Raw genomic sequence first — 12,627 nt, forward strand, 5'->3', positions numbered from 1 at the left:
AAGTGTATAAATCCCTCAGATAATGCTGGAAATAGGCTGAGTGAGCAAATTAAGTGTATAAATCCCTCAGAGGGGCTGCCGGATGGGAAGAGGCAGGCTAATGAGGAGCATTAGTGCACCTGAATTTGGCGCAAACGGCCGAAACGAGCCAATGAGGAGCATTAGTGCACCTGAATTTGGCGCAAACGGCCGAAACGAGCCAATCAGGAGCACAAGTGCACCTGAATTCAGCGCAATCGGCCGAAATGAGCTAATGAGGAGCATTAGTGCACCTGAATTTGGCGCAAACGGCCGAAACGAGCCAATGAGGAGCATTAGTGCACCTGAATTCAGCGCAATCGGCCGAAATGAGCTAATCAGGAGCACAAGTGCACCTGAATTCGGCGCGAACGGCCGAAACGAGCCAATGAGGAGCATTAGTGCACCTGAATTCAGCGCAATCGGCCGAAATGAGCTAATCAGGAGCACAAATGCACCTGAATTCAGCGCAAACGGCCGAAACGAGCCAATGAGGAGCACAAGTGCACCTGAATTCAGCGCAATCGGCCGAAATGAGCTAATCAGGAGCACAAGTGCACCTGAATTCAGCGCAATCGGCCGAAATGAGCTAATCAGGAGCATTAGTGCACCTGAATTCGGTGCAAACGGCCGAAACAAGCCAATGAGGAGCACAAGTGCACCTGAATTCAGCGCAATCGGCCGAAACGAGCCAATGAGGAGCACAAGTGCACCTGAATTCGGCGCGAACGGCCGAAACGAGCCAATCAGGAGCATAAGTGCCCCTGAAATTCAGCGTACGCCCCTTCCCCGCCGGACACCCACCCAGTCCAGCGCGACATCTGACGGGAGAGCCAGGCTTCAAAACAAATAGAAAATAATGCCTTTACCAGCGGCCACAGTCTGGCTGTAGAACCGCTGGATCTCGGTGAAGAACTGGAGCAGGTAGGCAAAGAACGCATCCGCATCATCGTCAGACACCGTATCCGGGTCCAGCGGGTAGACCTCCTCCTCGGCCATGGTCCGGAAATCATACTGCTGGCGCAGCTGCGCTTCATCCAAGCCGGAGATGGCGTCAAGCGCTTCGGCCACTTGTCCGGCACGCAGGCAGAATGCCCCGTATACCCCGAACTCAATACCCTGGTCTGAATGCAGCGGAACCACATATCCGAGCGGCGCAGGTCCATCCGATATATCTCCGCAGAGCAGGTAGTGAATCGCCTCCCAGGCGCGGTCGATATCCAGCCCGGGGTATTTGTCTATGTTCAGGCTCCCCAGCAGGGTGTTCCCTGCTGCAATCTGCTGCACCAGTTCATCTTCCATTGCAAAGTAATACCCGCGTATCGCCATTGTATCAGCCGTCCTTCCATATTAGGGATAGAGTAGTTGTGCTTAATCCTCAAGCAGCGCAAGCTTGTCTTCGAGTTCAGCAATCTTAAGCCGGATAGCTTCTGCCCGGGGCTCGTCCTGCGCCTTCACAGCAACTGCCAGTTCATCGGCGGCTATGCCGATCTGATACTCCAGATATGTGTAGTCGGATGCGGCGGCAGGGTGGGTGGAGCGTTGGGAATAGGTCATATGCCGAAGCCTCTTTTCTCTGATCTGTGATATATTCATGATACAGGGTTTGCAGGAAGGGCTCAACCTTGTTTCACGGAAACCCGGCACAGGCTGCGACATTGTTCACAGACAATGAACCCGGTTCTGGTTTTACCATAGGGAGTATTGAAAATTATAACTTAATTTTTCAGTAACAGTATGCGGGAGAAATCTCCGCAAAGGAAGGTTTGGTATACATAATGATTGCTGTATCTTTTGACACCTTGGACGAGGCCAGGCACCATCTGGAGGAGCTGGATGTGAACCGTGGCCTGGTGCTGTTCGCTGCGGCTGCGGCTGTCCGGGAATTATCCCGTCATGCGCCTTCGCGGGCAGTATTGTGCTCAACCAAGGGGGAATATACTCCGCAGGGCTACCGCAGCGGCGTAATTACCGGTTTTGAATATGAAGCCGGTATAGCAGAGATTGTGGGCATTCTGCACCCTCCCGTGCTTAGCGCAAGTACGCTGGAGATTGCTTACCGCAAGGTCCGGGGCAATCCGAACGCATTTCTGATGCTGCTCTGTGACGGCACAGGCGGGATGGAAGAGATGCTGCTCTCCTCGCTGTATTTCATGGACCCGCAATTCAAGGTGATTGGCGGCAGTGCGGCTGATGATGAGCGCGGCGAGACTTACCTCTATATAGGAACCCGCCGGGTGCGGAACCTGGGGATTTATTTCAATATGCCTGCCAGCACTGCCCTCGTCAAAGAGAATATATATGTCCCGTCCGGGAAGACGCTGCTGGTGACAGAAGCCGATGTGTTCGGCAGACGGGTCTATTCCTTCAACGGGCGGCCTGCAGCCGGGGAATATGCGCGTGTCCTGGGCGTGCCGGAGAAGGAGCTGGCAGAGCATTTTCTGAGCAGCCCGCTGGGCAAAAGATACGAGGATGATCTGATCATAGCCTCCCCGAAGGCGGTTCATCCGGACGGCTCTGTCACATTTTACAGCCAGATTATGTCTAGTACATATGTGGAGCTGCTGAGTTCTGCCGATCCGCTGGCAGTGCTGGAGGAGACGCTGGGCAGCAGTCCGTTCAAGCCTTCGTTTGTCCTCAATATTAACTGTACGCTGCGGGACCAGCTGTTTACACGGGACGGTCTTTGGGGAGCTTTTGACGAGACGATGCTTGGGTTCTGCGGCAACACTACAGGCTTCATCAGCTATGGAGAGCAATATTATACTAAGCATGCCAATCAGACCATGATTCTGCTGCTGGTTGAATAAGGGAGAGTTGAAATCGGATGGAGTGGTTAAGCAAACTGCGCACAGCTTGGGGGAGAACCCCCTCTGTTGGAGGCGTTCAAAGTCACAGTAATACAAGCGGGTTAGCGGAGAAAGCCCTGGCAGAGCGTGTGATTGAGGCTAAGGGTACGGCCGCATCAACAGAAACGGTTATAGTAGAGGGAAAAGTCGCAGTAGAGGAAGCGGGCGCTAACGCACCTGTATCTTACAGCGGTAAAGATAGCGAAGAACCCTCTGCACACGCTTCAGGCACGGTGTCTTTTGGGGGACATGCCTATGCCCTGGCGGAGCAGATCCGCCTTGAGACTGGAGCTATTCTGAAGGAAGAGGCCCAACTGGTGGAGGACTTCGAGGCCTTGCGGGCAGGCGGCGGGGAGATGATCGGCCAAATTGCCGGGACTCAGCAGCTTCTGGAGCATTTGAAGACCAACAACGGACAGACTGAAGATCTGATTAATGAAATGTACGGCAGCTTGTCCTACTCCTCCAACAAAATCGAATTTGCTAAGGAAGCCAATATCCAGATCTCTGCGGAAATGCTGAAGGCTTCGGAGGTATTTACGGAGTTCGTTGCTTTGAATGAGGATCTGCGGGAGCATTTCCACAGCATTGAGCAGCTGGCCAAGATTATCACGGATATTGCCGAGCAGACGAATCTGCTCTCGCTGAATGCGGCGATTGAGGCGGCGCGGGCCGGTGAACATGGACGCGGCTTCGCCGTTGTCTCCACAGAGATCCGCAAGCTTGCTGACAGCACCCGCAGCCATGTGAAGGAGATTATGGGTTCACTCTCAGGAATGACCCGCGTCATGGAGCAGATTCACAGCAAGTCCGGGGATGGAACGCTCGCGATGAACGAGACCACGGCGAAGATCGGTGAGTCCACGTTATACATGAATGAGATTGTAGAAGCAGAGGAGCAGGTCTTCGAGCATCTGGAGGCAATCCAGGAGTCCCAGGAGAGCAGCATGGAGGATGTGGAGCAGATCAACAGCGACCTGCTGCGCATTCTGGAGAAATCGGGTCAGGACTCAGACCAGTTCCGTAAGCTGGTTCTTACCGTTCAGAAGAAGGCCGACCATTACCAGCAGCTGCTGAATCATCTGCATCAGATCGGGCTGCTCCAGCAGGCGGAAGAAGCAGAGAAGGCTATCGTATAATCAGATATGGTAAAAGGAAAACACCCGGCGGCGGGAGATGGTGCCGGGTGTTTTTGTGTTGTGCTGGGCAACCGCCCTCTGCCATCGGCAGGAGGATCTTCCACTACTACAGCGAGATCAGCCTGTATTCATAAGCGCCAATGGACAGTGGACCGGCAGGTACGGGAGTGCCGGTCAACACATCCTGCCCGCTGTGCGGCAGAGTGATGCTGCCGCCAAGCCCGTCCATGTTGACGAGCGTCCACAGCTCTCCGGCAGCGCCGCGTCTAGGGCAGAGAATAGTGCCTGGCGTGACATCGCTGCGCCGGGTGACCCCGGCGCGGGCGGCATAATGCTCAATCAGCGCACATAGCTGCTTGTCGCCCTCGCCGCCCGAGGGCAGCGAGCCGAGCATCACGATGGCTCCCCGGCCATAGGGCTGCTCGGTCAGGTAGGCCAGGCCTGGCGTCCGGCCCGACGTAATGACGCCGACCGTGGAGGCACCGCCCGGCAGCGGCTCGAACACCGCGCTCCATAGCGACAGCGGCGCGGAGTGGCCGAAGGCCTCCCCGATGCTGCCCGTCCCCTCCATCGGGTAGACGAAGGTGGTGTTCACTCCGGCGTAGCGCTCCAGTTCTCCCAGCGCAGCATCTGTATGCAGGGTATGCTCTCCTGTGCGGCCTCCGCTAAGCGGGCCGACGATCCAGATGCCGCCGGCTTCAGCGAAGGCGAGCGCCTTCTGCATATATTCCGGCGACAGATAATGGATGTAAGGCGTGAACAGCAGCCTATAGCCGCTTAAATCGCCGCTTTCCGGCAGCAGGTCACGATGAATGCCGAGATCGAGAACCCGGCGGTAGAAATCCCCGAGCAGGGAGCGGTAGTTCAGCTGCCGGTGCGGCTCTGTGGCCAGGAACGCCTTGGCCCGGTCCGAATAAGTAATCGCCACCTCGGCCTGCACCGGCCGGGTATTCAGCATGTGCGGCTCGATCCGCAGCCTGGCAGCGGAAGCCTTGCGCACATTGTCATATCCGAGCGCAGGCTGGCCCCAGGCGCTGATAATCGAGCTGTGCGTCTGCTCGCTGCCGGTGCGCTGCTGCCGCCACAGCCAGTAGCAGAAGGCGCCTGCCCCTAGCGCGTAGGCAGCCACGGCTTCAGCGGTGAGATAGCCGTCCGGGTGCGGCTCGCCGTAGCTTGTCAGCGAAGCGGCATAGGCCGGGCCGGTCTCCATCAGCCAGAAATCCCGCCCGGGCTTGAACCCGCGCCAGAGATCACAGTTCAGCAGATAGGCGTGTCTGTTGGCCTGGGAGGCATAGGTATCGAATGAAGCGAAGTCAAGCTCCCGGAACAGCTGCTCATTGTCCAGATGAAAAGGGACATTGCTGTTGTGCGTAATCGGAGCTGCCGAATGACGGCGGATGATCGCCGCCTGTTCCCCCGCGAACTCCGCAACCTTCTCCATCTGGAACAGCCGGTATTGGGTGACGAGCGATGAATTATGCAGGAAAGGCGTAGCCACCGGCTGCGGCACCTGATCAAACCGCTGGTACGTCTGGCTCCACACGCCGGTTCCCCACGCATTATTCAGCTCTCCGATGCTGCCGTAACGATGCTCCAGCCACTCATGCCACAGGGAGCAGCAGGACCCGCACATGCATTCCGCCACATGCGCCTTCAGCTCGTTGTCGAGCTGCCAGGCGGCAAGGCCCGGGAGCTGCCCCAGCACCCGGGCCAGCTCTTCCGTAATTACCGCCGCCCGCTGCCGGAAATAAGGGTTATTCGTGCAGACATGCTGTCTGGACCCGTGGCTCATTACCGCCCCGTCTGCCCGGATGTGCAGGCGCTCCGGGTGCCCGTGAGTCAGCCAAATTGGCGGGGTCGCGGTCGGCGTACACATGACCGTATCGATGCCGTGATCATGCAGCTGAAGGATATGCTCAGCGAACGGCCGTACATCGATGGAGCTCTCCTCCGGCTCCAGCAGCGACCAGATGAACTCGCCCATGCGTACCAGATTAAACCCGGTCTCCTGCATGAGCCGAAGATCCTGCTGCCGCTCAGCCTCCCCCCACAGCTCAGGGTACCATGCTGCACCGTAATATAGCTTTTGCTTCATCATTTTAACCTCCTGGAAAAAGCCCACACGGGCGATGTATTTTTACTTCTTTCGATCTATATCAATTGAATTTGAAAATTACAGACAGGGAAAGTGGCGGAGGGGAATTTTGGAGCTGTAGGAGCGATAGCGACCGCCTTTGTATGCGGATTTCAACCGTTAAAAACGGTATATATCAAGAAATCTGCAGACAACAGCGGCCGGAAGCCCAAAACTTCTCTGGAGTCACGGCTATCCCATACTGAGTATTTACAAGGTTTAATTTATATAGTGTCCTCCCCCCACAATCAATAGTAAACTTTTGCCGGTTTTGGACTTTATTGCGGAAGCGGTGCAGAAGGCGTACAAAGCGCTGTCCAAAAAGTCCGATTGCCAGAAAAACACCCGCCAACCATAATAGAAAGCGCAGCCACGGCAATGTAGTGAAGCGAACTAGCCAGGCTGCTTATCCATACGGAGGTGAAGGTAAATGAAGCAAGGAGCGGCAATGGGGGCAGCAGAGATCAGCGCGGGTACAAGCTTCCGCCGCAGCAGGCGCGAGCAGCGCTTCAGACGTCTGAAGCGGGACAAATGGCTCTACATACTGCTCAGCCCCGGACTCCTATATTTCCTGGTGTTCAAATATGTACCGATGTGGGGAGTGCTGCTCGCCTTTAAGGATTATCAGCCTTTTCTGGGCTTCTGGAAAAGCAGCTGGGTCGGATTGGAGCATTTCCGCACGTTTTTTCAGAATCCTGATTTCTTCATGCTGCTGCGCAATACGCTGGTGCTGTCGCTGTATAATCTGGTGTTCTTTTTCCCGGCACCGATTATCCTGGCCCTGCTGCTGAATGAGATCCGGCTGTCCTTCTACAAAAGGACGGTTCAGACGCTGATCTATGTGCCCCACTTCATCTCCATGGTCATCGTCGCGAGTATCTCTTACGTGTTCCTTACGACCCAGGGCGGTGCGGTCAATGAATTCCTCTACACAGTTACCGGGCACAAAATTGATTTCCTCGCCAATCCAGACTGGTTCCGCCCGATGATTATTCTGCAGACCATCTGGAAGGAATGCGGCTGGGGGACGATTATTTTCCTCGCTGCGCTGGCCGGTGTCGATGTGGAGCAATATGAAGCCGCCGTGGTGGACGGAGCCAGCCGCTGGCGCCAGACCTGGCATATTACGCTGCCCGCGATCCGCAGTACGATTGTCATTCTGCTGATTTTGCGGATGGGTACGATTCTGGATAACGGCTTCGAGCAAATCTATCTGATGATGAATGCGCTGAACCGCGAGGTGGCCGAGGTCTTCGATACCTATGTGTATGCGCTGGGAATTACCCAGGGGGCATTCAGCTACAGCACCGCAGTCGGCTTGTTCAAATCGGTAATCGGGGTCGTGCTGGTGCTCGGCACCAACTGGCTCGCCAAGAAGTCAGGCGAATCTGGATTATATTGAAAAGGAGGCCAAGAGTGTGGCTAAACGTTACCGCAGCGCCGGAGAGATTACCTTTGACGTGTTTAATTACCTGGTGCTGGGCATCATCGGGATCGCGGCCATTCTGCCGTTCCTGTTTGTCGTCGCCGGTTCCTTCGCCACCGAGGCGGAAATTACGAAGCGCGCGGTCTTTCTGGTTCCGACGACCATTTCGCTGGACGCTTACCGGTTTATTTTCTCCACGGATACCATTGTCCGTAGCATCGGGGTGTCGCTGTACGTGACAGTGATCGGGACGGCAGTCAATCTGTTCTTCACGGTTACCATGGCGTATCCGATGGCGAAGCGGTACCTGATGGGCCGCAATCTGATCCTCAATCTGGTGATATTCACGATGCTGTTCGGAGGCGGGATGATTCCCACCTATCTGGTAATCCGGGAGCTGCATCTGCTCGATACGCTGAATGCCTTAATTCTTCCGGGGGCGATCAGCGCCTTCAACCTGATTATCGTGAAGAACTTCTTCCAGGAGCTTCCCGCTGAGATGGAGGAGGCGGCGCGCATCGACGGCTGCACGGAGCTGGGGCTGCTGTGGAGGATTGTGCTGCCGCTGTCGAAGCCTGTGCTGGCGACGTTCACCCTCTTTTATGCGGTCGGACACTGGAATAACTTCTTCTCGGCGCTGCTCTACATCAACGATCCGTCCAAGTGGCCGCTGCAGGTGATGCTGCGCCAGATCGTTATGTTATCCCAGTCGGCAGCGGGGGATCTCAGCTCCATGGACCCGAATTTCGTACAGCCGCCGGAGCAGTCGATCAAAATGGCCGTCATCGTGGTCGGCACCCTGCCGATTATGTGCGTGTATCCGTTTCTGCAGAAGCATTTTGCCAAAGGGGTGATGCTGGGTTCAGTCAAAGGGTAAGCGGTTAGTCAACATATAAAGGGAGGCCAAGTGATGAAGAAGATGAAGCGGAGTGAAGGTTCACGGTCTGCGAAAAAAGGGTTGTTCATGTTGCTGGCTATGATTATGCTGCTAAGTGTATTGTCCGGCTGCGGCGGAAACGGGGAGAATGCGGGAGCGGGACAGAAGGACCCTGCCGCTGACAGCGGGAAGACGGACGGTACAGCCAAGGGAGAGAAGCCGCTTGAGCTGACGCTGATGCTGCCGATTTTCAAAACCAATTATCCGAAGGACGGCAGTCCGGTCGCCGCCAAGCTGGAGGAGCTGACGAACACCAAAATCCATTTCGAATGGGTGCCGAATGCATCGTATGCCGACAAATTCAACATTACGCTGGCTTCCGGCAAGCTGCCTGATATTATGTATGTAGGCGACGTGAAAGCGTCCAGCTTCGTCAATGCGGCCAGATCCGGCGCTTTCTGGGAGGTGGGTCCGTATCTCAAGGATTATCAGAATCTCAGCGGGGCGAAGGAGGTCATTCTGAATAACTCGGCCATCGACGGCAAGAATTACGGGATCTACAGAGGGCGGGCGCTGGGACGTAACGGCGTGGTGTTCCGCAAGGACTGGATGGAGAAGCTGGGGCTTGAGAACCCGAAGACGGTGGATGATTTCTATTCGATGCTGCAAGCGTTCAAGGAGCAGGACCCGGACGGCAACGGCCAGGCGGATACGTACGGCATGGTGCTGGTCAAGTGGACCGGCCAGTGGGCCAGCGGCTTCGATACGATGAAGCTGTGGTTCGGATCTCCGAACAAGTGGGGCGTTCAGGAAGGGAAGCTCGTGCCTGAGCATGAATATCCCGGTTATTTGGAAGCGCTTAAATTTATGAAAAAGCTGTACGATGAGCAGCTGATCAACGCCGACTTCGCGGTGATGGACAGCTCCAAATGGAATGATCCTGTCGTCAACAACAAGGCTGGTGTCATCGTCGATGTGGTCGATAACGCGGCACGGCTGGATGACAAGATTCATGCCGCCCTCCAAAAGGAAGGCAAAGATGAGCCGGAACGTCATTATATGGATGTTATCGGCGGTGTGAGCGGAGCGGACGGCGCGCTGCATACTCTCCCGACCTCCGGCTTCTCCGGCATGCTGGCGATTCCGAAGTCTTCGGTCAAAACCGAGGAGGAGCTGAAGCAGGTGCTGGCCTTCCTGGACCGGCTGAATGATGAGGATTTGCAGACGATGTTGAACTATGGAATTGAAGGCGTGCATTACAAGCTGGTGGATGGATACATCGAACGCTCCAGCGATACCGTTCTGCTGGAATCGGAAGTGGAAGGCCTGAACCAGATGCTGCCGTTCATCCCTGAGGACAAGGCGAAGCAAGTGAAGCAGACCCCGCTGCGGCTGAAGCAGACCGAGGTACAGAAGACGAATGAAGCGACAATTGTGACCAATCCGGCGGAAGCGCTGATCTCGGCAGTCTATACGCAAAAAGGCTCACAGCTGGATAACGTAATCAACGATGCGCGCATCAAATTCATTGTCGGTCAGATGGATGAGGCCGGGTTGAAGTCCGCTTTTGAGGTATGGCGGAAGACCGGCGGAGATGAGCTTGTGAAGGAAATGAACGAATTGTACGCCTCAGCGGGCAAGTAAAACCCGGTCCTGCTCCAGTCTCCGGCCGGTCTGAGCCCGCTGCGGCTGCATAGCTGCAACTCTAAACTAAGGATTCGGCTGGTGAATGCAATGGAGAATGAAGGGGCAGGAGCACGGAACAGGTATACGCGAGGCCGGACAGGACGCAAGGGCCGTTATTACCGCAATAATCTCATTATTGTGCTGATCGTCTCGTCCATTCCCGGGCTGATCATCGGGCTGCTGGTCTATTTTATGGCCGGGGGAAATCTGGAGAAGGAGCTGCTCCGGATGCATAACCGGCAGATTGAGCAGCGGGCGGACAACATCAATGATCAATTGTCTAATCTGGAGCTGATGCTGGCCCACTGGGCATTCGATCCGAAGTTCGACTATGGGCTGAGCAACATGGATTTCATCCGCAATCATGAACGGGCCTGGGATATTACGAAGACACTGGTAGTCATGCAGGGCTCGAATTCTATGGTGCGGCAGGTTGAGCTGTATCTGGCCGGTAAACAGCCGGTGCGCTTCGGCACGGAGTACGGGACGCTGGCTGCGGAGGAGGAAGTACTATACTCGAAGCTGCTGAAGCAGGAGCGGAGCACGTACTGGACGGAGTGGGCTTTTGAACCGGAGAAGCCGGAGCAGAAGGAGCTGACGCTGGTGCACCACATCCCCGGCGGCAGCCGGGAGCCCTTCGGGGCGCTATTGCTGCGGATGGATACAGAGAAGGTATCGGCGATGCTGCGGACCATGACCCCGTACAGCACGGGGGAGGTGTTCATGGAGCAGAAATCCGGCGGGCTGTTCATCTCGGGGGCCGGGATGGATACCCCAACGCCGCTCGTTACGGCGCTGCGGGCTGCTATTGCAGCCAGAGGCAGCCAGGATAGCGGGTCCTTTCTGTATGACTGGAACGGGGTTACTTATGCGGTGACCTATGGTGATTTCTCGCGGATTGCCAGTGAATGGCGGTATGTATCGGCTTCGCCGATTTCCAGCGTTACCTCTCCGGTGGTCTGGCTGTCCCGGATGATTATTCTGGTCAGCTTGTGCGCCTTGCTGCTGGCGGCAGTCCTGTCCTGGATTGCCTCCCGCAGAATCTATTCGCCGGTCCGCCGTCTGCTTCAGACCCTGCTTCCCGAGCATGCGGCCTCCGGGGACCGGGTGGATGAGCTGACGCTGATCGAGCGGCACTGGCAGAACCTGCACGGACAGCAGCACGCCCTCGAGTACACGCTCTCGGAGCAGCTTCCGCATGTGCAGCAGAGCTTCCTCCACCAGCTGTTCCAGGGGTATCTGTATGCCTATTCCGAACAGGACTTGCAGAGCCGGATGAAGCAGTACAAGTGGGAAGTGGAGAACTGTACCTTCGTGGTGCTGTATATCCAGCTGACCGGCATCTCCAGCCTGGAAGCCAAATTCCGCAGCGGTGACGAGAGTCTGGTGTCGTTCGCGGCTGTAAATATCATCGGGGAGCTTGCTAAGGAGCATTTCGGCCGGGCAGAGACGGTCAATCTGCATGACCTTACCTCCGGTATGCTGCTGATGGAACCGGGAAGCGGCCCGGACCCGGCCCGCGTGGGGGCCTTCGGTGAAGAGCTGGCGGCTACCCTGAGCCGGATGCTTAAGCTTCAAGCCACGGTGGCGTACAGTGCAAGGATCGGGAGCATCTCCGCGGTTCCGCGGTCGTTCGAGGCGGCGAAGCAGGCGGCCAGTCACAGCAGGTACGGGGGCGGGAACCAGATTATCAGTCTAGAGCAGCTGGAGCGGGAGGGGCAGGGCACACCTATGCCGCAGTATTCCTTCGCGCTGGAGCGCGGGCTGATTCAGGCGCTGCGGACCGGCGAAGCGGAGGAAGCGGACCGGCTGCTGGAGGAATTCCTGGAGACGCTCTCCGCAGGCGGCGCGAAGGTGATCGACGTACAGCAGGGGATGCTGCATCTGCTCGGCGCGATCCTTCATGCGGTGCTGGAGGCCGGGATGGCCCAGAGCCAGCTATTCGGCGGTAGGAATCTGTATGCCAGCCTCTCGCAGATCCATGAGCCGGGGCTGATTCTCTCCTGGTTCCGCACACAGGTTATCGCTCCCTTCCTGAAGGAGCTGTGCGAGCGCTCCGACGCCGGGATAAGGCGGACCATTGATCAGGCGATGCTGTATATTCAGCAGCATTATATGGACAATATCTCACTGGACAGCTGTGCGGATTATACAGGGACCAGTCCTTTTCTGCTCAGTAAGTCGTTCAAGCGGGTCACCGGGCAGAATTTCATTGATTATGTAACGGAACTGCGGCTCACCAAGGCGAAGGAACTGCTGCGTGACACCGATCTGAAGATGAACGATGTCGCCTTGCAGGTTGGCTATCAGCAGAGCTATTTCAACCGGATTTTCAAAAAACAGGAGGATATCACTCCGACACGTTACCGTGAACTGATCCGGCAGGAGGGGGAGAAGGAGAATGGGACCCGGTAAGCGGGGACCGGCTCCAGAATGACAGCGGCTCACTTTCCGTGATCCCGCGTCCGCAGGCCTCCTGCTCCGGCAACGGCTCATTC

At 56.4% G+C, this 12,627-nt stretch carries 9 protein-coding genes; 6 read left to right on the forward strand and 3 right to left on the reverse strand.

Features of this window, described 5'->3' with window-relative positions:
• Positions 1-858: 858 nt before the first annotated feature.
• Together NYE24_RS28855 and NYE24_RS28860 are read right to left on the reverse strand one after the other, a co-directional pair.
• On the reverse strand, positions 859-1,347 hold the full coding sequence (locus NYE24_RS28855; protein WP_076161454.1) for a YfbM family protein: 489 nt from the start codon (positions 1,345-1,347) through the stop codon (positions 859-861).
• Positions 1,348-1,389: 42 nt separating this feature from the next.
• On the reverse strand, positions 1,390-1,575 hold the full coding sequence (locus NYE24_RS28860) for a hypothetical protein (protein ID WP_036696552.1): 186 nt from the start codon (positions 1,573-1,575) through the stop codon (positions 1,390-1,392).
• 221 nt (positions 1,576-1,796) lie between these two features.
• Between NYE24_RS28860 and NYE24_RS28865 the strand changes: the two genes are divergently transcribed.
• On the forward strand, positions 1,797-2,828 hold the full coding sequence (locus tag NYE24_RS28865) for an FIST N-terminal domain-containing protein (RefSeq protein ID WP_036696555.1): 1,032 nt from the start codon (positions 1,797-1,799) through the stop codon (positions 2,826-2,828).
• A 17-nt stretch (positions 2,829-2,845) separates the two neighbouring features.
• Positions 2,846-4,006 carry a methyl-accepting chemotaxis protein gene (locus tag NYE24_RS28870; RefSeq protein WP_051493683.1) on the forward strand — a complete coding sequence of 387 codons (1,161 nt, stop codon included), beginning with the start codon at positions 2,846-2,848 and terminating at the stop codon, positions 4,004-4,006.
• A gap of 106 nt (positions 4,007-4,112) precedes the next feature.
• Here the strand turns inward: NYE24_RS28870 and NYE24_RS28875 are convergent, their stop codons facing one another.
• A complete protein-coding gene (locus NYE24_RS28875; RefSeq protein WP_342479318.1) occupies positions 4,113-6,101 on the reverse strand; it encodes a beta-galactosidase in 1,989 nt (662 codons plus the stop codon).
• A 487-nt stretch (positions 6,102-6,588) separates the two neighbouring features.
• Between NYE24_RS28875 and NYE24_RS28880 the strand changes: the two genes are divergently transcribed.
• The 4 genes from NYE24_RS28880 to NYE24_RS28895 all read left to right on the forward strand — a co-directional run bounded on the left by NYE24_RS28880 (position 6,589) and on the right by NYE24_RS28895 (position 12,544).
• Complete coding sequence (locus tag NYE24_RS28880; protein WP_218639664.1) at positions 6,589-7,542, forward strand: sugar ABC transporter permease; 954 nt, start codon at positions 6,589-6,591, stop codon at positions 7,540-7,542.
• A 16-nt stretch (positions 7,543-7,558) separates the two neighbouring features.
• Positions 7,559-8,443, forward strand: a complete 885-nt coding sequence (locus tag NYE24_RS28885; protein ID WP_036696562.1) for a carbohydrate ABC transporter permease — start codon at positions 7,559-7,561, stop codon at positions 8,441-8,443.
• Between the two features lie 42 nt (positions 8,444-8,485).
• Positions 8,486-10,087, forward strand: a complete 1,602-nt coding sequence (locus NYE24_RS28890) for an extracellular solute-binding protein (protein ID WP_143804419.1) — start codon at positions 8,486-8,488, stop codon at positions 10,085-10,087.
• Positions 10,088-10,177: 90 nt separating this feature from the next.
• The gene (locus tag NYE24_RS28895; RefSeq protein ID WP_342479319.1) at positions 10,178-12,544 is read left to right on the forward strand and encodes an AraC family transcriptional regulator; all 2,367 of its coding nucleotides are present in this window, start codon (positions 10,178-10,180) and stop codon (positions 12,542-12,544) included.
• Positions 12,545-12,627 lie beyond the last annotated feature (83 nt).

Origin of the sequence: Paenibacillus sp. FSL H7-0350 (genome assembly GCF_038593195.1) — a bacterium.
Lineage (GTDB): Bacteria > Bacillota > Bacilli > Paenibacillales > Paenibacillaceae > Paenibacillus_AQ.

Excerpts from the sequence above, each read along its gene's own strand:
- NYE24_RS28855 (WP_076161454.1), bottom strand. The coding sequence starts at position 1,347 with ATGGCGATACGCGGGTATTACTTTGCAATGGAAGATGAACTGGTGCAG.
- NYE24_RS28860 (WP_036696552.1), bottom strand. The coding sequence starts at position 1,575 with ATGACCTATTCCCAACGCTCCACCCACCCTGCCGCCGCATCCGACTAC.
- NYE24_RS28865 (WP_036696555.1), top strand. The coding sequence starts at position 1,797 with ATGATTGCTGTATCTTTTGACACCTTGGACGAGGCCAGGCACCATCTG.
- NYE24_RS28870 (WP_051493683.1), top strand. The coding sequence starts at position 2,846 with ATGGAGTGGTTAAGCAAACTGCGCACAGCTTGGGGGAGAACCCCCTCT.
- NYE24_RS28875 (WP_342479318.1), bottom strand. The coding sequence starts at position 6,101 with ATGAAGCAAAAGCTATATTACGGTGCAGCATGGTACCCTGAGCTGTGG.
- NYE24_RS28880 (WP_218639664.1), top strand. The coding sequence starts at position 6,589 with ATGGGGGCAGCAGAGATCAGCGCGGGTACAAGCTTCCGCCGCAGCAGG.
- NYE24_RS28890 (WP_143804419.1), top strand. The coding sequence starts at position 8,486 with ATGAAGCGGAGTGAAGGTTCACGGTCTGCGAAAAAAGGGTTGTTCATG.
- NYE24_RS28895 (WP_342479319.1), top strand. The coding sequence starts at position 10,178 with ATGGAGAATGAAGGGGCAGGAGCACGGAACAGGTATACGCGAGGCCGG.